Annotated in this window: 16 protein-coding genes and 1 tRNA gene; 2 read left to right on the top strand and 15 right to left on the bottom strand. The window is 64.4% G+C overall.

From position 1 onward, the window contains the following. Positions 1 to 47 precede the first annotated feature (47 nt). On the top strand, positions 48 to 1,076 hold the full coding sequence (locus tag E3T38_RS02830; protein WP_134546036.1) for a glycosyltransferase family 4 protein: 1,029 nt from the start codon (positions 48 to 50) through the stop codon (positions 1,074 to 1,076). Here E3T38_RS02830 and E3T38_RS02825 read toward each other — a convergent pair. The 8 genes from E3T38_RS02825 to E3T38_RS02790 all read right to left on the bottom strand — a co-directional run bounded on the left by E3T38_RS02825 (position 1,054) and on the right by E3T38_RS02790 (position 14,111). Beyond that, the gene (locus E3T38_RS02825) at positions 1,054 to 2,967 is read right to left on the bottom strand and encodes a right-handed parallel beta-helix repeat-containing protein (protein ID WP_134546034.1); all 1,914 of its coding nucleotides are present in this window, start codon (positions 2,965 to 2,967) and stop codon (positions 1,054 to 1,056) included. The two genes, E3T38_RS02830 and E3T38_RS02825, sit on opposite strands and share 23 nt — an antisense overlap. Before the next feature lie 503 nt (positions 2,968 to 3,470). Continuing rightward, positions 3,471 to 5,030: a right-handed parallel beta-helix repeat-containing protein gene (locus tag E3T38_RS02820; protein ID WP_134546032.1), complete on the bottom strand. Its 1,560-nt coding sequence runs from the start codon at positions 5,028 to 5,030 to the stop codon at positions 3,471 to 3,473. Between the two features lie 304 nt (positions 5,031 to 5,334). Further along, positions 5,335 to 6,339 (bottom strand): glycosyltransferase family 2 protein, encoded by a 1,005-nt coding sequence (locus tag E3T38_RS02815; RefSeq protein ID WP_134546030.1) that lies wholly within the window; start codon positions 6,337 to 6,339, stop codon positions 5,335 to 5,337. Then, positions 6,336 to 7,385, bottom strand: coding sequence for a polysaccharide pyruvyl transferase family protein (locus E3T38_RS02810; protein ID WP_134546028.1), 1,050 nt, complete (start codon positions 7,383 to 7,385; stop codon positions 6,336 to 6,338). The genes E3T38_RS02815 and E3T38_RS02810 overlap by 4 nt, the downstream gene beginning before the upstream one ends. Beyond that, the gene (locus tag E3T38_RS02805) at positions 7,382 to 8,614 is read right to left on the bottom strand and encodes a glycosyltransferase (protein ID WP_134546026.1); all 1,233 of its coding nucleotides are present in this window, start codon (positions 8,612 to 8,614) and stop codon (positions 7,382 to 7,384) included. Before E3T38_RS02805 ends, E3T38_RS02810 begins: the two co-directional genes overlap by 4 nt. Beyond that, the gene (locus tag E3T38_RS16585) at positions 8,611 to 11,544 is read right to left on the bottom strand and encodes an oligosaccharide flippase family protein (RefSeq protein ID WP_166805397.1); all 2,934 of its coding nucleotides are present in this window, start codon (positions 11,542 to 11,544) and stop codon (positions 8,611 to 8,613) included. Before E3T38_RS16585 ends, E3T38_RS02805 begins: the two co-directional genes overlap by 4 nt. A gap of 8 nt (positions 11,545 to 11,552) precedes the next feature. Further along, positions 11,553 to 12,590 (bottom strand): glycosyltransferase, encoded by a 1,038-nt coding sequence (locus E3T38_RS02795; protein WP_206751299.1) that lies wholly within the window; start codon positions 12,588 to 12,590, stop codon positions 11,553 to 11,555. Between the two features lie 54 nt (positions 12,591 to 12,644). Next, positions 12,645 to 14,111 carry an O-antigen ligase gene (locus tag E3T38_RS02790; protein WP_134546022.1) on the bottom strand — a complete coding sequence of 489 codons (1,467 nt, stop codon included), beginning with the start codon at positions 14,109 to 14,111 and terminating at the stop codon, positions 12,645 to 12,647. Between the two features lie 232 nt (positions 14,112 to 14,343). On the opposite strand from E3T38_RS02790, the gene E3T38_RS17330 reads away from it, so the two are divergent. Continuing rightward, a complete protein-coding gene (locus tag E3T38_RS17330; protein WP_134546020.1) occupies positions 14,344 to 14,808 on the top strand; it encodes a DapH/DapD/GlmU-related protein in 465 nt (154 codons plus the stop codon). Here E3T38_RS17330 and E3T38_RS02780 read toward each other — a convergent pair. From E3T38_RS02780 to E3T38_RS02750, 7 genes are all read right to left on the bottom strand, one after another. Further along, positions 14,792 to 15,334: a YdcF family protein gene (locus tag E3T38_RS02780; protein ID WP_166805396.1), complete on the bottom strand. Its 543-nt coding sequence runs from the start codon at positions 15,332 to 15,334 to the stop codon at positions 14,792 to 14,794. The two genes, E3T38_RS17330 and E3T38_RS02780, sit on opposite strands and share 17 nt — an antisense overlap. A 23-nt stretch (positions 15,335 to 15,357) precedes the next feature. Then, positions 15,358 to 16,485 carry an acyltransferase family protein gene (locus E3T38_RS02775; RefSeq protein ID WP_134546016.1) on the bottom strand — a complete coding sequence of 376 codons (1,128 nt, stop codon included), beginning with the start codon at positions 16,483 to 16,485 and terminating at the stop codon, positions 15,358 to 15,360. A gap of 13 nt (positions 16,486 to 16,498) precedes the next feature. Further along, complete coding sequence (locus E3T38_RS02770) at positions 16,499 to 17,377, bottom strand: hypothetical protein (protein ID WP_166805395.1); 879 nt, start codon at positions 17,375 to 17,377, stop codon at positions 16,499 to 16,501. 45 nt (positions 17,378 to 17,422) lie between these two features. Beyond that, complete coding sequence (locus E3T38_RS02765; RefSeq protein ID WP_134546012.1) at positions 17,423 to 17,896, bottom strand: VanZ family protein; 474 nt, start codon at positions 17,894 to 17,896, stop codon at positions 17,423 to 17,425. Positions 17,897 to 18,392: 496 nt separating this feature from the next. Further along, a tRNA-Pro gene (locus tag E3T38_RS02760) sits at positions 18,393 to 18,466 on the bottom strand. A gap of 63 nt (positions 18,467 to 18,529) precedes the next feature. Then, a complete protein-coding gene (locus tag E3T38_RS02755) occupies positions 18,530 to 19,522 on the bottom strand; it encodes a metallophosphoesterase (protein ID WP_134546010.1) in 993 nt (330 codons plus the stop codon). Beyond that, complete coding sequence (locus E3T38_RS02750; protein ID WP_241984261.1) at positions 19,519 to 22,134, bottom strand: transglycosylase domain-containing protein; 2,616 nt, start codon at positions 22,132 to 22,134, stop codon at positions 19,519 to 19,521. The genes E3T38_RS02755 and E3T38_RS02750 overlap by 4 nt, the downstream gene beginning before the upstream one ends. Positions 22,135 to 22,192 lie beyond the last annotated feature (58 nt).

Below are 22,192 nucleotides of genomic sequence, written 5' to 3'. Positions count from 1 at the left end.
AAGTCGTCCCGATTGTCCCGGCGTCGCCGGCTGAACGACTGACAGCGGTGCACATTGGGCGCAGCGGTGAGGTCGCCGGCGGTATGAGTCAGGTCGTCAACGGCTATCTGGCACATTCTTTTGCCGATTTCGACCTGCGTTTGGTGTCCTCGCGCGACGGCAGTGGCGGGGCGCGGGCGGCCTTGCTTGCGGTGTCCGCTTTCTGGAAAGTGTTGCGTCTGTCCCGGCCCGAGCGCACCGTCGTGATCGCGCACCTGTCGCAGGGTGGTTCCTTCGCGCGTGAAGGAGCGCTGCTCGCCCTCGCGCACGCGCGCGGGTTTGGCACGGTCGCTCAGCTGCACGGCAGTTCTTTTACCGACTTCGCCGAAAAACGGCCCGGTCTGGTGGGGAGCGTCCTGCGCGCGGCCGACGTGGTGCTGACCCTGTCGGCCGAATCGCGCGACACGGCCGCTGAGTTCGTGCCGGGGGAGCGGGTTGTGCTTGTGCCGAACGCCGTCGCTGACGGCGTGCGCCGCGACATCGAACCGCTCGTGGTGTTCGGCGGTGCGGTCAGTGTCCGCAAGGGTGTCGACGTGCTCGTGGCGGCGTGGCAGCGGCTCGCGCCCGAGCATCCGCTGTGGAAACTGGTGATTGCCGGTCCCATCGTTGACCAGCCTGCCGTACCGTTGGTGCGAGGCGAATTCGTAGGGGCGCTCAGCCACGAGGCACTGATGAAGTTGCTCGAGCGTTCGGCGATCGCCGTGTTGCCCTCTCGCGACGAGGCGATGCCCATGTTCATTCTCGAAGCCATGGCTCGCAGCAACTGTGTGGTGGCGACGCGGGTTGGCGGCGTGCCGGCCGTGCTCGCCAACGGTGCTGGGGTGATCGTGGAACCCGGCGACGCCAACTCGCTCGAGGCAGCCCTACGGCACGCGATAACGAATGCCGCCTGGCGCGTAGAAAAGGCGGATCTGGCCAGATCCGCCTTCGAGACTACCTATTCGGCGGCCGCTGTCTTTCCGCTGGTCGAGCGCAGCTGGAAGGCTGCGCTCGACCGACGATCAGACCGTGTTGCTAGGAGATACAGGCCTGGTTAGAGAACCCGGATCCCGCCGCCGTAACGGTGTTCGAGCAGTAGACCCTGGTGCCGCTGGTACCCTTAGTTCCCTGCTCGTGGATGAAGAAGCCGTAGCCGGCTGCGCCAACCGGGGCGGTGTTGCCGTAGAAGATGTTGCGGAGGCCCCAGCCGGCAACGCTTCCGTTGACCGCGAAGCCGTGCATGGTGCTGTTCTTGCCCTGGTTGTTGTAAACGCTCCAGTCGTTGCCCTTGACTTTGACCCATTCCTCGGCGCGCTGCATAGCGTTAGCGCCATCGATGATGTTGTCGCGGATGATCCCGTTGGAGGTGCCTTCCTTGACCTCGATCGGCTGGGCGCCGGTCAGGCTGATGTTGTTGGCCATGAGCAGCGTGCGGTCGGTCTTGTCGGGCTGGCAGCTGGTCTGGGCGCACCAGTTGGCGTCTGAGGTTCCGATGTAGATACCCTCACCGTAGAACGGGTCGCGCTTGCCGGTGTTTTTGATGGTGTTGCCGACGACTTTGCTGTCGGTGGTGAAGGCACGCAGGTGGATGCCCTCGTAACCGATGTTGTCGACGAGCGTGTCCGCAATGGTGACGTTGCTGCTGCGGATGACGCTGATTCCCTTGAGGCTGTTGGTGACGGTCATTCCGGCGATCACGAGGTTGGAGGAATTGGAGATCTGGATGCCGTGGTTGTTCTGGATGCTGCCGACGTTGATCACGGCGCTGCGCGGTCCGCAGATCCAGACCGGGTTGGATGCGGTTCCGTTCGCGGTCATGTTGATCTGCTCGTTGTAGGTGCCGGGGGCCATCTTGATTACGGTCCCGGGCTGGGCCTGGGAGACGGCGGTCATGAGTTCCCTGGCCGTCGCCACATTGACGGTGGCGGCGGGGCAATCCGCGTAGCGCGGGGTGCTGATCGGAGCCGGAGTCGGCGCAGTGCTTGGCACGGCCGACACGATGAACGCGTCGACGATGCTGCTGGTACCGGTCGAACGGGCATCCTTCTGCCCGGTTCGGGTCACGGTGATGGTGTGCGTACCGGCCGAGAGGCTCGTGGTGCTGAACGCGTTCTGCTTGTAGGCGGTGGCCGCAGAATACCCGTTGACCGTGGCGACGTTCTTACCGTCGATCGCGACGGTGCTCGTGCCCGAGCTGCTGGTCAGGCGTGTGATGAAGGCGATGCTCGAGCCCTGGAAAGTGAACGAGGCGCTGCCCGCCGTGGTGGTGAACTGAACTCCGCCGCCTGAGTCGCTGGTCGAGCCGGAGGTGCGCCAGGTGCCGTTGTACGTGACCGACGCGGAGTCGCCCTCGAAGGTGGTCGAACCGGCCGGAGCCTGCACGGGAGCGGTGGCAGCGGGCGCGGATGCGGGTGCGGGTGCCGGTGCGGGAGTCATCGTCCCGGTAGGCGCCAGGGTGACGAAGGCGTCGACGATGCTGTTGGTGCCGGTGGAGCGGGCATCCTTCTGGCCGGTGCGGCTGACCTTGATGGTGTGCGTTCCGCTGGAAAGGTTTGAGGTGCTGAACAGGCTCTGCTGGTACCGGGTTGAGGCGGAGTAGCCGTTGACCGTGGCGACAACCTTGCCGTCGATGGCGATTTCACTCGTGCCGGAGCTGCTGGTCATACGCGTGACGTAGGCCACCGTTGAACCGGTGAAGGTGAGTGAAGCGCTCGACGCGGTCGAGGCATACTTGATGGATCCGCCGTTGTCTGACGGAGAGCCCGTCGTGAGCCAGGTACCGGAATACTTCACCTGCGCGGAGCTGCTATCGACGACCGTGGTGCCGGCGGGAGCCGTGGCGGCGGAGGCTGAAGCGACGCCGAGGGGGATCATTGCGGTGAGGGGCACGATCGCGGCGATGACGACGGCCGTGATGGCGGCACGGCGTGAGGCACGAGGGAACAACATTATTAAACCTTCCGAATGTTCAAGGACGGGATGGTTACGTCCGTGAACCCGACGGGTTCCGACGTATATGATCTTCGTGATTTGTGGCGGTAACGCTTCCGTGGTCACGTCGTCAATTAGCGTCTGAACTGCTGCGCGTTTGCCGTGTGTAAATGGGTTTGTGGGCGCAAAATACGCGGATGCGGCGGTTCTGCAGCGCGCGGACGCGCGCGAGAAAGTGAGGGTCGAGTCGAGCGACCGCTAGCGAGAAACTGAGACGACCTCGGTGATTTCGCCCTGATCAGTGCTATTGCCCATTGTGGGTAACGTCTCGTAGAAAGGGGCTGGATTTTCGGGCGGCCCCACGCGGTCACCGTGAGCGGGTATCGGTCATTCCTGAGAAAGTGCCTAGAGTGAAATTCAAACTGTTGAATTTTGTCGCGATGCATACTGTCGCACCTGCGGTCGCACGAAAAACGACCCCCAGCGCCCCCGCGGGCATGCTGAGGGTCGTGTGCAGTCGGTTACGGAGCGCAGGCGATGTTGGTCAATCCTTGCCCGGCGCGGGTGACCGAGTTCGAGCACGACACAGTGGTGTCGCTGGAGCCCTTGCTGCCCTTCTCATGGACGAAGAAGGCGTAACCCCCGGCGTTCACCGCACCCGAGTTGTCGGTGAAGGTGTTGTGAAGACCCCAGCCGGCGACGCTTCCGTTGACCGCGAAGCCGTTCAGGGGGCTGTTGGCGCCGCTGTTGTCATAGATCATCCAGTTGTTGCCCTTGACCTTGACCCACTCTTCGGCAGCGCTCATGCCGTTGGCTCCGTCGATCACGTTGCCCCGAACAACGCCGTCGGAAGTGCCCTCCTTGACTTCGATCGGCTGAGCACTGGTGAGGCTGATCTGATTGCCAAGCACGAGAATGCCGTCGGTGCGGTCGGGCCGGCAATTGGTCTGGTCGCACCAATTGTTTTCGGACGTACCGATATAGATGCCTTCGCCGAAGGGTGCGTCCCGCATCCCGGTGTTTGAGATGGTGTTGCCGACCACGGTGCTGTCGGTTGTGAAGGCGCGCAGGTGAATGCCCTCGTAGCCGATGTGATCGATGCGGGTGTCGGCGATCGTCACGTTCGTGCCGCCGATGACGCTGATGCCTTTGAGGCTGTTGGTCACGGTCATACCGGCGATCACGAGGTTGGACGAGTTCTTGATCTGGATGCCGTGGTTGTCCTGGATGCTGCCCACGTTGATGACGGCGTCGCGCGAGCCGCAGATCCAGACCGGGTTGGCAGCGGTGCCATTAGCGTGGATGTCGATCTGGTCGCGATAGGTTCCGGGGGCCATCCTGATGACGGTGCCGGGGTGGGCGCGGTCGACGGCCGCAGTAAGTTCGTCAACGGTGTGCACCGTCGTCGTGGCGGCGGGGCAGTCGGCGTAGCGGTGCACGGCCGGCGACGGCGCGAGTACAGGGACCGGTGCCGGTGCCGGTGCCGGTGCCGGTGCTGGTGCTGGTGCTGGTGCTGGTGCTGGGCTGGTCGCGGCATTCACCACAAAGGCGTCCACGATGCTATTGGTACCGCTCGCGCGTGCGTCACGCTTGCCGGTGCGACTGATTTTGATGGTGTGGGTACCACTCGAGAGGGTCGTCGTGCGGAACACGGTCTTCTGGTGCACGGTTCGCGCGGAGTACGCGTTCACCGTCGCGACGACCCTGCCGTCGATCGACACGGTGCTCTTTCCTGAACTTTTCGTGGTGCGCGTGATGAAAGCGACGCTTGTTCCCGTGAACGTCATTGATGCGCTGCCGGCGCTGGACTGAAACCGCACGGATCCACCGCGATCGGCGGTGTTGCGCGTGCTGCGCCAGGAGCCGGTATAGCTGATCTTTGCCGAGGAGCTGTCGATGACTGTGCGTTGGGGGGCGGCAGCGGCCTCGCCGCCCGGGCTGGGGATAGTCAGGGAGGCGAGAACGGCAACGATGACGACAGTGCAAACGGCAACGGCGATTGCGGTGCGGCGGGCGGATGCGCGTGGGTGGAAAATGCGGGAAACGGGTTTGCGGGGGTGACGGATACCAAGAAAGGGCACGGTAGGATCCTCTCGAGTCGAGGTCGCGAACGGACAGGTGTCGCGGGTGGGAATTCTCCTGAGTGCCGGTTGCTGGCTTGGTCGTTACGAGATGCGACGCGTATTCAGTGTTCGAAGACCGAGATCGTGGGGAACTGTTCGGGTTGAACTTCGCAGTCAGCCTATCGAGAGCCAAAGTCGAATCCGTTTCACTTTCCTGTGAAAATGCTCAAAAAATCACATGAAAGATTCTGGGGTTATCCCGGTCGCTGTCGTGGGTCTGGGCATGCTCCGTCACCGCCGATGAGTTTCAACCCGACCCAGGTCAGGCGACACCCCTCTCGGCTGTGAGGCGCAGCACCCGACGATGCAGCGGAACACTCAGCTTTGCCGTGCCGGCCAGCACCAGCCGCCTCCAATCGCGACGGCGCGCGGCTAGCAATACGAGCCGCCAGGTCAGGCGGGAACGCAGCTCGAAGACGATCTCGTCCCGTTCGTCGGCATCGTACGGGCCGGTCAGCGCGTCCTTCAGCCCGGAGAGCAGCACGTAGCGCAGCCGAAAGTAGCCGTACGAGTTAGAACCGATGATGCGGGTATCCAGGGTGATAGCCGCGTTCGTGACGGCCTGCTCGACCAGCAGAAGAGACTCGGCCCGGCGCAACCCCGAGCGGATGATCGACCCACCGCGCACGACATAAGAATAGAGCGAGTCGCTGATGAACGCCACATGATCGGCCGCAGCGAGCAGTTGGGCCACCATGGCGAGGTCGGAGTGCACCCGGGTCGGGGTGAACTCGATCTCGCGGGTAAGAGAACGGCGGAACAATTTGTTCCAGAGGTGCCCGGTCAGCTCGCCATCGAGCAGGAGGACAAAAGCCTGTGCGCCCGTGATCGGCTTGTTCAGAAGAGGCGCAACCAACGGGCGGCGCCGGCCGGGGTAGACATACGCCGCACCGCAGACGATCACGTCGGCGCCCGTAGACCTGGCCGCCGCCACGAGTTTCTCCAGCGCAGAGTCAGCCCACTCGTCGTCACAATCAACGAACCACAGAAACTCGCCCCGACTCTCGGCCACCGCCCGCGCCCGCGCCCGCGCGACACCGCCATTTTGTTCCTCGCGAAAGTAATGCACATCGGCGTTTGCCGCAGCCGCCCGCGCGCCGATGGTAGCCGTCGTATCCGTTGAGCCGTCGTCGACCACGATGATCTCGAAATCGTCCATGGTCTGGCCGAGGAGTCGTTCGATGGCGCTCTCCAGAAACTCGGCGGCGTTGTAGGCCGGCACGATGATGCTGACAACCGGCGAGCCCGCAGCGTGTGCCCCGGTCATGAGGTGAGCTTTCCAATGGAGCGGGTCAGCTCCCGTAGGGAAGCGCGCGCCTCGACGACGTGGCGCAGAATCGGCTCCCGGCGGCTGAGGACGTCGCGAGCCCGGCGCTCGAATGCCGCGGGCTCGGGTAGCGTCCAGCCGATCGTGGCGCCTTTGATACCGACCGCGTCGAGGGTGCGAGCCGCCTTGGACGGGCCCGCATCGGCGATCACGAGCGGCAGCGCACCCTCGGTCAGGCCGATCACGGCAGCGTGTAGTCGGTCGGTCACCACGAGCAGTGACCGCTGGTAGACCGCCCGTAGTTTCTGCTCCTGAGCGAGATGGTCTGGACCGTCCCAGACCATGGCCGTGCCGCCGAGCTTGTCAGCCAGTTCCTCGGCGAGCGGCCCGTCTCGTTCGATCTGCGACACCGCCACGATCTCGAGTTCGAGGGTATCGGCCAGGCCGCGCAATGCCGCCAGCCACGCATCGTCGGGGTGCCGCCCGTTGTAGCGCACCGATACGGCCAGTAGGGGGCGAGAAGCGGTGGACGCGAGCAGTTCGGCATCTGCTGCCCCCGTAGCAAAGGCCCAGTCGGGAGCGATGCGCCCCAGGCCCATCGCGCAGCGGCTGTAGGCGTCTCGCCAGGCCACGAGGTCGCACAGGCGCAGTGTCGCCGCCACCGGAATGCGCCAGCCCGTCTTCTGCCGCACGCCGAACCCGGCGTGCACGGCGTGCCCGCCGCGCAGACGGTTGAGCGCGAGGTGGGGCGCAAGACGCACATAGCGCAGGGCATACGCCCGTTGCAATTCCATTTCGCCAGCGTTGAAGGCGTAAACGGATGCCTCCCGGAGAGTCGACCGCGAAATCTCGCGTCGCCATTCTGCGCTGGTGCGGTACACCCGGTCTTCGTCGTGCAAGCCGAGCCCGCTCAGGTAGAAGTCCGATCGTGCCCCGACGAAAACCTGCAGTTCGCCGGCGCCCCGAAGTGCATCGAGAAAGGCCCGTCGCAGCACGGTATCGCCGACATTGTCAATCTGGCCCATAGCCGAGGCGAAGATTCTCATGCGCGTTCCACGACCCGAAGCAAGACCCGTTCCAGGTCGCTGCCGCTCGCTTCCTCCGAAAAACGAGCCAGCCAGGGTTCGATGTGCTCGAGCGGAAGGTCCACCGCCCGCAGAATGGCGTCGGCAAGGTCCGCCGGATGCGCGGACAGCGCGAGTTCGCCGGTGATGCCGGGCACAATCGCATCCGCTACCCCGAGCGCCCCCGAAACGGCGACCGAGGGATAGCCGGCCGCAGCCGCCTCAACGAGCACGTTGCCAAAACCTTCCCGGCTCGAGGTGAGCAGCGCCACCGAGTTGTCGGCGAAGTGGTCGAACCAGTTTTCGACCCAGCCGCGATGGTGAAAGGCCACGTTCTCCTGCCGAGCCGCGGCCTGTACGTCGTTGAGCAGGGGACCGCCGCCGAACGAGACGACCTCGACGGCCACGCCGCGACGGGCGAGCTCGGCGGCGGCCGCGATCGCGAGCAGCGGTCGCTTCTGCGCCACGAGCCGGCAGGCCAGCACAATCTGAATGCCGTTGGCTGATCCTGGGCGGCGTTCGGATCGCGCCACGATCGTGGTTCCCCCCGGCTCGACCAGTTCCGTGCCGTCGTCACCCCCGACCTGGACGTGGGCCGCCGTCGTGCCCAGCCCGCGCCGGGTGCCGCGTAGTTTTGCCGTTGCCGGGTTGGCGACGACGGTGATGCGGTCACCGCGCACTCCGAAAGCGGCGATCATCTCAGCGGCGACCGGATGCGAAATGGCGATCACGTGGTCGGCCCACGGATACAGGCGCTTGGCAAACCAGATTTTCACCCGGTGGGCAAGATTCGATCCGGGCAGCCCGAGCGATACCAGGTTGCGTTCACTCACGAGCACACGGGGGCGCAGACGGGCTGGCATCAGGCGGGCAGCGGTCAGCAGCATCAGGTTGGGGTGGGCCTGCAGCGATATCGCCACGTCGGGGTGCCAGTCGAGCAGGCGGCGCCGAAGCGCAGTGGCCTTCTGCAGGTGGCCGCGCTGCCCGGAAAGGGAGGATGACGCCACGCCATCGGGAAGGTATTCCGGCTTCACCGCGGCGGAGGTCAGCACGACAGCCACCTCGTAGCCCTGGTCGGCGAGCCAGCCCATCCAGGTGCGGGCCACAAATTCTGCCCCACCACCGTGCAGTGACGGAATCACGAAGAGGATGCGGCGCAGGGCGGGATCCCCGCGCGCATAGTCGGGTGGGGTGTGCGAGGAGAGCGTCATGCGGGACCTTGTCTGTGGGAAGTCGGGCTCGGGGCCGTGAGGGCAGGGGGATAGGAATGCGTGGCATTCGGCAACCCCGAGAAGTTCAGAGCGGCCAGGCGCCGCACCTCGGGCAGCCGCGCAGCCAAACGGTCGCGATACCTCTCCCGATCGGCCAGCACTGATAGCGCCACCGGAATCATGCGTCGAGCCAGGCCTGCGCCCGGCTCGATGCACAGTTCCTGCGTGTCAAAGAGTCGCATCATGCCCGCGACCTTGCCCTGGGTGGACAGCGCAAGGGCGGGAACCTCGTGGAACAGGGCCTGCACGGCGAGGTGCATGCGTCCGGTCAGTACGATTTCGGCGCCGGCGCACAGCCCGCGCACTTCGGCCGGGGTGAGCAACCGGTTCACCAGTATCACCCCGTCCGTAATGGGCAGACGATCGAACACGGCACGGCAGGCGGCTGCGTCGTCGCCGCTGGTGCGCACGACGTGTGGCAGCAGCACTACCTGAAGCCCCGCCTCCAGGAGTGCCGTTACGATCCGGGCGTACTCGGTGGTCTGGTCGAAGCTGCGGCCGACCAGCGCGCTAGCGTTCACGACGGCATAGCGGGCCGGCGTGGCTCCGAGATATTCCGTTTTGGCGAGGGCGCAGCTGGTCCGGGCCGCGAACACGACGTCGGCGACGTCGACCACGGTGTGGAATCGATCGGTACGGGCACGTTCGCTGGAGGTGGGGTCGCGCAGTTGTAACCGCGTTCCCATTCGCCCGGCCCGGGCGAGCGACCGGCGCACCCCCACGTTGGCGTGGCCGTTCCAGCTGAAGCCGAGGATGCGCGCTTGCACGCCGACGCTGCGCGCGAGGCTCGCAACATCCGCTCGCCGGGCGGAGGCACGCACGCTATACGCGCCGTCCATGATATCCGCGCCAATCACGGTCAGTGACAGGGCGCCGCCGAGTATGGGGGCCAGCATCGCCATGGCCTGCCGGTGCACCCGCCCTTTTCCGTAGATCAGGTGCGGAATCGGAACGAGTTGCGCCCGCCAGGCGTGCTGCGACGGAATCTGCACGTCGGTCGGCCGCCGCACGAGCACCTGAACTCGTCCCGTCACATTTTCGAGAAAGGCTTCGATCATGGCCTGGTCGCCGATATTGCCCTCCCCGGGTGGGGCGACGAGCACGTGAGCGCGCTCACTGCGCGGATCGAACGGGCGCAGCCGGTTGGTCGCGCGTCTCAGGGCGGCACGATCGCGCAGGAAGGGCAGGGTGGATGTCGCGGCCAGGCCGTGCACCACCCGGTCCAGCCGGCGCATGATGCGCAAGCGTGTGCGCCCTGCTTTTCGGGCACGATTGGGGGTGGGGGCGGGCATTAGGTGATCGGTGTCAACGGTCGCGCCGACGGGACCCTCTTTCGACGACTTCGCGGAGCGCAGAAAGCTGCGGGCCTGGGTGATCCCGCGCACATCCCGGCGAAAGGTCGGCCAGATCAGCATGACGAAGCCGATCGCCGCGAGCAAGGCGATCCCGCCGAGGGCGACGCGCGCGAATGGCAGGTCGATCGGGATCCACTGCACCGACGTCCAGCTGATTCCGGTGGCGAAACCGTAGCCGAGAACAGCGCGCCCGCCGGCTTGGAACATCGACCGTGCGGGGGCATTCGTAACCCGGCTGATCCACCACAGGCCGATCGGCCAGATCAGCGCGACGCCGATCGAATACCCGGCAGCGACGCCGTAAACGCCCCAGAGTGAGCCGACCAGCACGAACACCACCAGCAGGGGCCGGGTGGTGAGGGCGAAATACAGGTTCTGCTTGGTGGCACCCTTCGACAGGAACACCCAGTAGGTCGCATAGGCAGCAGCCTCGAAGAACCCGGCAATAGCGAGAATTTGAAAGATCGGAGCCGAACCGAGCCAGCGGCTGCCGAGGGCGATACTGATGATCGGCAGGGCCTGGGCGCAGGAGAAAGCGAGCACAATGGTGACCGCGTGCAGCATGATGGTTTGCCCGAGCAGAATGAACCGGTCGTACTTGGGTTGGTCGTCCTGCAAGCGGGCCAGCACCGGCAGGGCCACCCGGGTGGACGGACCGTTGATCTGGTTGAGCGGCAGCAGCAGCAGCTGGAAGGCCCGGTTATACAGGCCGAGCGGGCCGGCACCGAGCGTGGCGCCGATCACAATCGTGTCGGTGTTGCGGCTGGCATAGCCGAGCAGCTGCGTGCCGGCCAGGTTCGACCCGAAAACGATCAGGTGACGCATGGGCGCGGTGCGGTGATACCAGCCGGGAAACCAGTTCGTGACCGGAACGAGAATGATGATGGTCAGAATACCCTGGCTGATCTGCTGTCCAGCAAGAGCCCAGTAGCCGAAACCGTTCAGCGCCATCACGATGCCAACCGCGAGAGCGCCGGCCTGTGCACCGATTTCCGACCCGGCCAGGGCGACAAAGTGAAAATTGCGGTTGAGATCAGCACGAAACTGGGTGGCGAGGCCGTTGAGCAGAAACGTCCCGGCGAGCACCTGGGTGAGCAGCACGAGTCGATCGTCGCCGTACAGGGTGGCGATGAGCGGACTGCACAGCACCGCGAGCAGCATGAGAGCAAGCCCGATCAAGGTGTTGATCCAGAACAGGTTGTCTTTTTGGTGCCGGGTCAGGTCGCGCACCTGAATGGCCGCCGACGACAGCCCGAAGTTGCGCAGAACCTCGCCGACACCGATGATCGCGGCGACCGAGGCGACCAGCCCGTAGTCGCTCGGGTCGAGCAATCGGCCGAGCACGACGATGCCGCCGAGCTGCACGCCGATGCGAATGACCTGGCCGACCAGGGTGGTCGATGCCCCCCGTCCCGCGGTGCGGCCGAGACCCGCCGTCGAGCGAGGCTTCTCGGAAACGTCGGGAATGTCGGCAACGTCGGGAACGTCGGGAATGTCGGGAGGGTGAGGCGGCATCGGCGCGGTCAACGGATATTCCGCCCAGCGCGCACCGTGCGCCCGGTCAGCTCTAAGGCACGCAGATAGGTTTGATAACTTTGCAGGCCGAGCGTCTTCCAATCCCGTCCGGAGAGCTGGGGGCGTTGGTGGGCGCCGGCGGCGCGCATCCGCTCGAGGGTGTCGCAGAGAATCTCGGGTGTGAGCTCGCCGTCATAGAGGTAAATCCAGTCGGGCCCGACTTCGTCGGCCAGGGCGAGGTTCGACGGCGTCGACGGCACGAGCACCGGTCGATCGAGCGAGAGTGCTACGAGCAACACGCCCGAATTGTGCATCTCACGATAGGGCAGTACAACCAGCTCGGCCGATCCGACCTCAGCCACCAATTCTTCGTCGGAGACGAAGCGCAACACCGAGCTGATGCGCGAATCCTGCGCGGCCTCGGTGCTGATGACTGTTTCGAGCCCGCTTGATGGTCTTCCGACTATGCGCAGGGTCAGGTCAGGGACCGGCAGTGCCCGGAATACCTGCAGCAGCGTTTCAACCCCCTTGTACGGCCGAATCAGGCCGAAATAGAGGATGCGCCCTGACACCGATTCGGGCAGCGTCATGCCGCTGAAACGGTCGCGATAGTGCCCGTGCAAAATGGTGACCGCCCGAGACTCGGGTTCGACCGGTGTGGTCGGGTTGAGGCGAATTACGAGTGCAGTGCGGGCGTCGAGCGCGTTCAGCGCGCGCGTTTCGGCGCCCGCGCCTGCTTCGTGCGGGGTCAGGTTGTGTGCGGTGCGCACAATGGGGATGCGCTGCATTCGCACGCGCAGCAGTAGTGCATATAGCGCGCCGCGACGCAGCCGAGCCTTTAGCGGTCGCGGGGCGCGAATGAGTAGCTCCGGCCAGTGCACGTGAAGTATGTCATAGCGGCCGAGCAGCGCAGTGCGCCAGGAAAAGAATCGCATGGTCACGGCAGCCGGTGCGCCGTCGACCACTTGATTGACGTACCGCGTGGTGCCGTCCGGCGGACTCAGCGATTGCAACACGGTGATATTTTTCGCGCCTGTGGTGATCACGCCCATACCCCTCCCGGACCGGTGAGACCCGGCATCAACTGAGAATCTGTCGGTTTAGCGTAGCGTGCGAGCCTTCCCTGCGTTAGAGCCTCGCGTACCCCCGTTTGGGGAGCCGGATAACCTCCGCGCGCTCGGCGCACGGCCGGGTTCGTGCGGGCCAGCGGCATCCGCGCGCGTCGGATTCAGGGCCAGGATGAGCAGGCAGCCCAGCAGCAGGTGCATCGGGCGCAGGGCGTCAATGGCGTTGAAGCCGGCGATACATACGGTGTACGCCAGGAGCGCAGCTGCCGCGCCGACGGCTCGGCGCGACAGCGCGTGCGCGACGGCCGAGCCGATCATGAGCAGGAACAGTACGACTCCGGGCAGACCAAGGCTGATCAGCAGTTGCAGTAGCGAATTCTCGATGGTGACGTCGTTGAATAGTCGCCCGGTGATGCCAGAGGTGCCGGGGCCCGACCCGATCCAGCCGGTGAGGTTGGCCGCCTGCACAGACACCCAGACACCGAGGTCGCGGGCCTGCGACGACAGTTCGGCTTCGATCGAGTTGTTGCGGGCGGTGAACGCATCGAACTGGAACAATCCCACGACCGCGACGACCATGAGCATGGCGAGCAGGGCAAATTTACCCCAGTGCTTCTCGCCCCGCAGAAGGAGCGAGACCGTGTACGCGAAGCCCACAGCGATTGCCGCGGCGAGAATGGCGCCGCGCGAGACGGTCGCGACGAGGCCCAGACCGCTGAAAATGGCCGCGACCAGGGCGGGCTTGGAACTCTCCTGCAGCCAGATACCAATGGCTAGTGCGCAAGCCACGGCAAGGAACAGGGCGGCGAAGAGCGGATGCCCAAACGATGCGTCGGCCCGATACACCGACCAGTGTTGATGGTCGGTGAGGCCGAGCGCCGTGAACAGGGTGCCCCAGATCGGATTGAAGCGCAGCACGCTTTCGACGACGGCGTAGGCACCGAGCCAGGCGCCGAGCAGTAGCCAGGTGCGGCGAATCCAGTACGCCTCCCGAGTGCTGGTGCCGATACACAGCGGCAGTAGAACGGCGGCGCTGAAGCTGATCATCCAGCCGAGGCTCGCCTGCAGATCGGTCGTACGAGCGAGGGTGAACAGCGTCCAGACCAGAAAGATCAGGGCGAAGTAGCGGGTGGCAGACCGAAAGGGGGTGGGTGGCGTCGCGGGCTGGCCATCTGTTTTCGTTGGGAGCAGGCGACGCACTGCCCAGATCACGATAATCATGGTGGTCAGCGGCAGGGCGCCGATCGGGCCGTCCTGCGGTAGGACGCGGGCCGGAACCAGTGCGAACGTGACCAGTGCAACCGCGGGAAGGATATGCACCGGCAAGAGGAGCAGGGTGGCAGCGGCGGCGAAGGCAAGCAGCGTCAGCGGAATCAGAATGATGCCGACGGTGGTGATGAATCGCGGCAGAACCACGCTCGCCACAATGACGAGAAGGGCGGCGAACGCAATCAAAACGACCGGCGTGCTTCGCAATCGGCGCAGAGTGGAATCGAACATCGGCCGCCTTGGGTTGTCGTGGCGCAGGGATGGATCGGGTGTCGCGCAACGCTACTGGAATAGCCGCAACGATAACACGTGAATTTTCCTCAGCGCCAGCGCGGCCGCTCGAAAACCGATACTTTGAGCGGGTCGCTGAAAGCCTGAATCACCAAAGAAGTGGAGTTTTACGGTGAAATTGTCCCGTCTTACCTATAGATTTCAGCGAAGCACCCGGGGCCGGGTTTACGCCATGCGTGCCCTGGGCGTGCAGATCGGCGCCGGATGCCGCATCCTCTCCGACATAATCACGTCGGAGCCGTGGCTCATCTCCGTTGGTGACCGCGTGACGATCAGTTCTGGCGTGACATTCATCACCCATGACGGATCCGGCTGGCTCTACCGGGATGAGCGCGGGCGCCGCTACCGGTTTGCGCCGATTCGGGTAGGCTCCGATGTCTTCATAGGCGCCGGTGTCACCGTGCTGCCGGGCGTGCAAATCGGCGACCGGTGCGTGGTCGGAGCAGGGTCGGTGGTCACAGCATCCGTGCCGGACGGCACCATCGTGGCCGGCGTTCCGGCCCGGCCGATCAAGGACTGGCCCGAGTTCCACGCGGGGCTTGCCGCGTGGCCGGCCGAGGCTGACATGGTCGGCGAAACGTACCGCCAGCGGGTCGACTCAATCGCCGAGGGGTTTCAGGTCAACAAGTCGGCGTAATCCACGCCTTGACAAAACCGGCGCTCTGGTAGACGAACTGGTAGGCCCATTTCAGCGGATCCATCAGCTGTCGGGCGCCGACCACAGCGAGGGAACCGGCGTAGCACCGGCCGATCTGCATCCGGGCTCGGCTCACGTGGTAGCTCGAGGTGACCACGATCACCCGATTCCATCCTTGGACGGTCGCGAACGCGGCAATCGCTTCGGCTTCACCGCGGGTCGTGGTCGGGTGCGCGTCGAAGCACTGCACTTTGATCATCGTGCCAGGCACCGGAACGGCTCGCGCGCAGAGATGTGCCGGGCGAGTGTCACCGCCGAATGCGTCTGAGATTAAAATCTTGCCGCTGTATCCGGATTCGGCGAGGTCCACGGCCTTCGCAACGACGGCTGCGCTGCCGAGTCCTCCAAGAACGACGATCGCGTCGGCCGGGCCTGCCGGGTCCTCGCGGGGAAACATGACGGTTCGAGTCGTGACGGCCAGGAGCCCCACGATCAGCAGCGCCAGGCCGGTGAGCACGACCAGCACGCGCTGTCGCCGGCGAGCTCGTCTCAATCGCTTCGTGGCAGCATCCGCTCTGGAGATTCTGCCGCCTCGGCCGAAACGGACGCCGCAGCTTTCGCCGTTACGTTCCCCGCGGGAGCGCGACCGGAGAACCAGGCCGGCACAGCGAATCCGTAGCGCAGCACCGGACGGTCGCGCACAAGGTGCCAGAAAGCCAGGGAGGCGGCGACCGCGCCACCGGCGACGAGCAGGGGCAGCACAGGGCCGAGACGGTCGAGCCAGGTCTGGCCGCGGGCGAGCAGCAGCAGGCTGGTCAAGGCCGAGACGAACAAAACGTGCACGACGTAGATCGGCAGGGTGTTGCGGCCGACGTAGGTCAACCAGTCGAACGCCCGGAACCCGACCAGAAACCGGGCCACGAGGAGACCGGCGCCGAGGGCCAGCAGGCTCACCAGCGCGAGGGTGCCCGTAATGAACGGTACCCGGGCGTCGACGATGAGAATCACGCCGGCCAGAACCAGGAAGGTTGCGCCGAAACCGAGGCCGAGCCAGAGGGCGCCTGATTGGCTGGGCCGATTGACGAAGGTCAGGATCCGCTCGCGCAGGTAGCAGCCGAGAAGGAAGAACACGAAGTATCGGCCGATGCCGTTCCAGGCGATGTTACCGGTGTCAGCGCGAGCGAAGAACAATACCGACAGCACGGCAGCAACGCCGATTTGTACCCGCCAATCGATGTGGTTTCGCATAAGTTTTGAGGCAATGAAGAACAGGGCGAGGGCGTAAAGAAACCATAGTCCGTTGCTGGGTCGCAACGGGGCGAGCAGCAGATCGACCGGGTTGGTCTCGTCAAAGCCCGCGGGGTTTGGCAGCAGGGAGAAATAGCCAAAGCGGATGACTGTCCACAGCAGCAGTGCCCAGACCAGCAGGCTCAGTCGGGTGCGCCAGAGAGTGGGCCAGGTACGTGTGATGATCGACGCGGCGAACAGGCCGGAGGCGAGAAAGAACAGGGGCATGCGAAATACGATAAAGACGAGGTTGATCTTGTTCCACACGTCGGGGGCCAGGCCGGAAAGAACCGTCCACTGCACCGCATGCGCCAGGGCGACGAGCAAAATCGCAATACCCTTCGCGCCGTCGACCCAGTCGACCCTGGTGCGATCGATCTCGCTGCCCACTGGTACCTCTCTATCAGACCGACCACTGCGAAAAGGTTTTGATCATGTCGGTGTGGGCAAAGCCCGGCGTCTCGTGGCCGAGCGTGTGGTACATCACTTGGGTATCGGCGGCGACCGGCTTGATCTTATTGATCAGGGCGAGGCCGTTTCTACTCGGCACGACGACGTTATCGGGGTGGGCATCATCGGAGACGAGCACCTTGACCCGGCTGTTGGTCCACGGGGTTGCGCTGATGCGTGCGGGGTTGGTTGCCTTGATCAGGGTGGGGTCGTTGCCGTAGGCGTCTCCGACGCGCGCCTGGTTCTTGGTGTCGTAGGCGTAGAGCCACTCGTTGTCATAGAGCCCGTTCACCATGTACAGGCCGCGAATGTATGGGATGAGCTTCTTGCCGTAGGTGTAGCAGCCGAGCGATCCGCCAAAGGAGGTGGCGCGCAGAAAATTGCGCCGCACGGTGTAGAGCGCGCTCAGGTAGGTCCACGCATTCTTCTGCGCCGTCGTGGCGATGGAGTTGGTGTACTGGGTGCCACCGGCGTTGATGCAAATAGCGATGGTGTTCTGATCGACAACGAGCTCACCGGGATACTTGTACCCGCCGTTGAGCGCGTTGTGCGAGCTGGATGCTGCATGGTAGAACCAGACGGCACCGACGGCGCTCGCCGAGTTCATCGAGATCGTCTGCGGAATAAACAGGCGGGCCCGATCACCGCCGATGTCCACTTCGATATTGTCGTAGAGCTTTCTACCCTTCTGGGTGAGCACGTTGGAGAGGCGCGACACCTCTCCCGGCAGTTTCGGGGCGGTGGCAGCAAACGCAGCGGGTGCGCCGAGCGCACTGAAACCGAGTGTGGCTGCACCAGCCGTTGACAAAGTGAGAAATCCTCTGCGATCCATGCTGAAAAAGTTAGCAGAGTGAATCGCCGAGGTCCAATGCGAAAGTTATCGAAGTTGGATTGTGCGGCGTAAGGGGCGCGGCCCCAGAGTGAGACGAAGCACGATCACTGCCAGAACCGTGCCGAATACCGCTCCAAGAGTGTTGGCCACGATGTCGTTGACGGTCGCGAAACGTTCGGGCAGAAAAACGAGCTGGCCGAGCTCGATCAGGGCGCTGATCAGGGCGCCGATCACCGGGCCAAGCCACCAGCGCCGCGCCCCGGCAAGCACCACGACAAGCAGGCCGATAGGAATGAACAGCGCGATGTTGGAGGTGAACTCAATGGTGTCGTAGCCAAACCGATTCGGCATCCCGTGCTCGTGCAACCAGGTCACGAAAGCCCCGATCGACCCGTGCGCGTTCCGGTCGACGGGCGTGGGCCAGAATGCGATCAGAGTGAGAATGACAAGGTAGGCCAGCATGACCCACAGGGCGCAGCCACGCAGCCACCTGTGTCGACGTCGTTGAATCGCGGTCATGACCACTCCTGGTTACTAATCGGTCCTGCACTTCTCTGCGGCTGCGGCCGGGCTATTGTCCGAGACGGATTTCGGCAGGGTAAAGACGAGCATGAGCGCGAGAAGGGCGAATCCGGCACTCACCGCCATAGCCATTGTGGCGCTTTGGGTGAACGCCGGGTGCGTGAACAGGTGAACAGGTGCGCAGGTACGAGCGGGCAGCGGTCACGTTTCGCGACGAAGACTTCCCAAGCGCCAAAAGCTACCACGAGCAGTGCGCCGGCAGCGAGGGCGAGGAAAGTCCAGAGCGGCCAGCCCTGATCCTGGCTCTCCATCCGAGGGGCCAGGAAGGCGACCAAGTCGGCTGAGAAGGCATGCGCGAGATCAGTTTCGCGCCGGTCTCCCGGCGATCCCCGGCAGGAGCAACGCCGGTGCCGACAGGGTCGTACGACACAACCCCCCACTCGATTGGAGTGGGGGGTTGTGTTGTACTTTCGGCCATTAGTATTCACTGCGGTCGGGGTAACAGGATTTGAACCTGCGACCTCGTCGTCCCGAACGACGCGCGCTACCAAGCTGCGCCATACCCCGATGGCCCGTGGGCCTCACTCAGTATAGGCGCTCACACCCTCCCGCGACGAATTGAGTCGGCAGTTAGGCGGAGGTGAGGGTGAGCAGCGTCGCCTCGGGCGGGCAGGCGAAGCGTACGGGCGCGTAAATGGAGGTTCCGAGGCCGGCCGAGACGTTCAGGAATGCCGTACGCAAGCCGTGATTCCACAGGCTCAGGCCCTTGACCTGGCGCCGCGGAATATCGCAGTTGGTCACGAGCGCGCCGACACCCGGCACGCAGACCTGGCCGCCGTGGGTGTGGCCGGCCAGAATCAATTGGGCGCCATGGTTCACAAAAGAGTTCAGTACCCGCTGGTAGGGCGCGTGAGCGACACCGACGGTGAGTGTGGACCGCGGGGCCGCGGCTTCTTCAGGGTCGGGCCAGATATCGTCGCCGAGTGGATCGTTGGCCCGCAGGTCGTCGATCGCACGCGTGATCAGGTCGAGCCGGTCCCGCCCAATGTGCGGGTCGTCGACGCCGAAGAACTCCACGTGGGTGTCTTTCAAGTCAAGAGAGTCTGCGGCGTTGTTGATATCTGTCCAACCGAGATCGGCGAACACCCGGCGCAGCGCATCGGTGTCGAGCTCTTCCCGGCGAACGGTGCGTCGGCTCGACGGCCCACCGAAGTACGTGAACGGGTTCTTCACCTGTGGTCCGACGTAATCGTTGGAGCCGTTGACGAAGACGCCGGGAATACCCCGGAATGGTGCGAGGGCATACTCGATGCCGCGAACACCGTCTTCATGACCGAGGTTGTCACCGGTATCGACGACGAGGTCGGGCTTCAGGGAAGCGAGGCTGCGCACCCACTCCTGCTTGTTCTTCTGCCACGGAGCCATGTGCAGGTCGGAGAGGTGCAGCACCCGAATGGATGTCGACCCCGGCGCGAGCACCGGAACGTTCACCTCACGCAGCGTGAATCGATTCCGCTCCACGAGCGCGCCCCAGGCGAAGGCGGTCAAGCCGACCGCGCCCGCCGCCGAGAGCAACGCGCCGACGAGTCGTCCGCCCTCGCCGAGGGGGCGAAGTGCGGTCATTCGTTCTGGCCGTTATTGCCGTTATTGCCGTTATTGCCGCCATCGTCCTGACCGGGGGCGGGTGCGGGGGCAGGCGCCGTGTACTTACCGATGACGATGGTCACGGCGTCGCCCGGGCGGCTGGCCGTTCCCTCGCCCGGCTGGATAGCCATGACCTTACCGTCCTGCGCCTTGTTCGTGGTTGGCTGTTCAGTCTTGGCCACGGTGAAACCGAAGGGGGCGGCGGCCAGAGTGCTGCGGGCATCCGCTTCGTTCTTGCCGATCACTGAGGGGATCGTGACGCCCGTGCCATCGCTCGAGCGCGCAGTGATGGTGGCACCGCGAGTGGATGCCGACCCTCCGGCCGGATCGGTACTGGCCACGGTTCCGGCCGGTAGTTCTGAACTGGTCGCACCACCGTCGACAAAGAAGAACCCGGCCGCCTCGAGGGTGGACTTCGCGTCCGCCATCGATTTGCCGCGCACGTCCGGTACCGGAACGGCCACCGCGTTGATCACGTTGGACGAGGCTTCTGGAAAGGCGTCTCCACCGTACTTGGCGTTGGCGACACTCATGACATCGGGCCAAACATAGTGGCGCACGAGGGACGCGGTGACGCCGTTGAACTTAGTGAAACGCTGATTCTTTTCCGGGCCATCCACGTTGACCACGCCGACAACCGTGGCAACCTTGCTGCTGGCACCGCTCATCCAGGTGTCTTTGGCCTTGTCAGTGGTTCCGGTCTTACCGATGATCGGTTCCCGGGGCGAGGTGCGCCGGCCGGATTCGGCGGCTGTTCCCCCGCCGGTCGTCGTGGTCGCCATGGCGTACTGCATTCCGGCGGCCACCTCCGGGGAGACTGACTGCGTGCAGGTGGACTTGGGGATCGGCAGCTCGGCTCCGTCAGAACCGATCATGCTGCGAATGACAATGGGGCTGCAGGTCATGCCGTTGTTGGCGATGCCGGCAAACGCCACGGCCATGGTGAGCGGGGCGATGTAGTTTGTACCGATGACCGATGACGCATTCTGGCCGAGCGCGCCGCCATCTGCCGCGTGCACGCCGAAGGCCTCCGCGGTCTTTCTGATGCCGCATAGGTCGAGCTTCTTGGCCATGCCGATGAAACCGGTGTTGATCGATCGGGTGGTCGAGCGCAGCGCCGATTCATTGGGGCCGCCCTCGCCGCCATCGTTACCCGGGCCGAACTTCGTGCCGTAATTCTGCGGCCCGAGGCAGCTGTCCTGGAATGTTCCCCAGTTCGCCTTGACTCGTGAGTCAACCCGTTCAGTCAGGGCGTGCCCCTCCTTGAGCCACTCGGCCAACGTGAAGACCTTGTACGTTGAACCCGGCTGAAAACCACCGGAACCGCCCGCGGCGCGGTCGGTGTTGTAGTTGATGCTGGTGAAATTGCTGCCGGCGGGCTGCTCCACCTGGCTGTAGTCCTTGTTCTGCGCCATGGCGAGCACCTCACCGGTGCCCACCTTGACACTTGAGACGACCCCGCCGACATCCCAGCCGGGATACGTCTTGGGGACGTACTTGTTCAGGGAAGTCTCTGCGGCACTCTGCAGTTCGAGGTCGAGTGTGGTGTACACGTTGAACCCGCCGCGCTTGAAGTTCGCGAGGCGCGCGTCAGCATCCGCTCCGAAGGTGGGATCGGACTTCAGAATCTTGGTGACGTAGTCACAGAAGTAGGCGCTGCCTCCGGCGGTCTGGCAGCCGGTGCTCGGCACGGTGATCACGGGCTCGATCGGCGCTGCGATGGCGGCGTCGTAGTCGACCTGGGTGATCTTGTCGTATGTGAGCATTTCGTTGAGGATGTAGTCGCGGCGACCCTTGTTGGCGGCATAGCCATTGGCCGCGCCGTTGGTCTCGCTGTCGGGGCGATCGAGCTGAAACTTGACCGGGTTGTTCACAATCGCCACCAGGCTCGCAGCCTGCGGCAGTGTCAGGTTGAGCGCGGTCGTGTTGAAGTAGTAGCTTGCGGCGGCTTCGATGCCGTACACCGATCCGCCGTAGCCGGCGATGTTCAGGTAGCCGCGAAGGATATCTACTTTTTCGTACTTTTTCTCAAGGCCGATGGCCAGTCGCATCTCGCGCAGCTTGCGGTCAGCGGTGGGTTTGGTGGCATCGTCGTAGCATGCAGCTGCCTCGTCGGCGTCGGGCATGACCGCGCACTTTTGAATGAGCACGTTCTTGACGTACTGCTGGGTGATCGAGGAGCCACCACGAGTGTCGCCGCCGGCCATGGTCTGCACGGCACCGTTGAAGCTGGACTGGATGTCTACGCCGCCGTGTTCCATGAACCGCGGGTCTTCACCGGCGATCGCGGCATCCTTGGCGAACTGGCTGATCGCGTCGGACGCGACATCGACTCGGTTCTGCTCGTAAAACGAGGCCAGGAGCACGCGCGTGCCCACCGGGTCCTCCGCGTTGGTCGACGCGTAGATGTTGCTCTTCTGGGAGAGCCTATCGATGGAGAGGTACTCCGGCAGGCTGTCGAACACGTTGATGGTATTCGTAGCGGCCATGCCAGACAGGGCAACGGCTGGGGCGACGGCGGCGGTCACGAGAATACCGGCAACGGCACTCATCCCGACGAGACCCAGGAAACCCCCCAGAGCCCCGCTCACGGTTCGATTTTTGGCAGACATAGAATTGAGCGTAAGCGACAAATCTGAATGCCCGCCT

It is taken from the genome of Cryobacterium sp. Hb1 (genome assembly GCF_004403585.1).
GTDB classification, from domain to species: Bacteria; Actinomycetota; Actinomycetes; order Actinomycetales; family Microbacteriaceae; genus Cryobacterium; species Cryobacterium lyxosi.
This window is presented reverse-complemented; position numbering and strand designations above follow the sequence as displayed.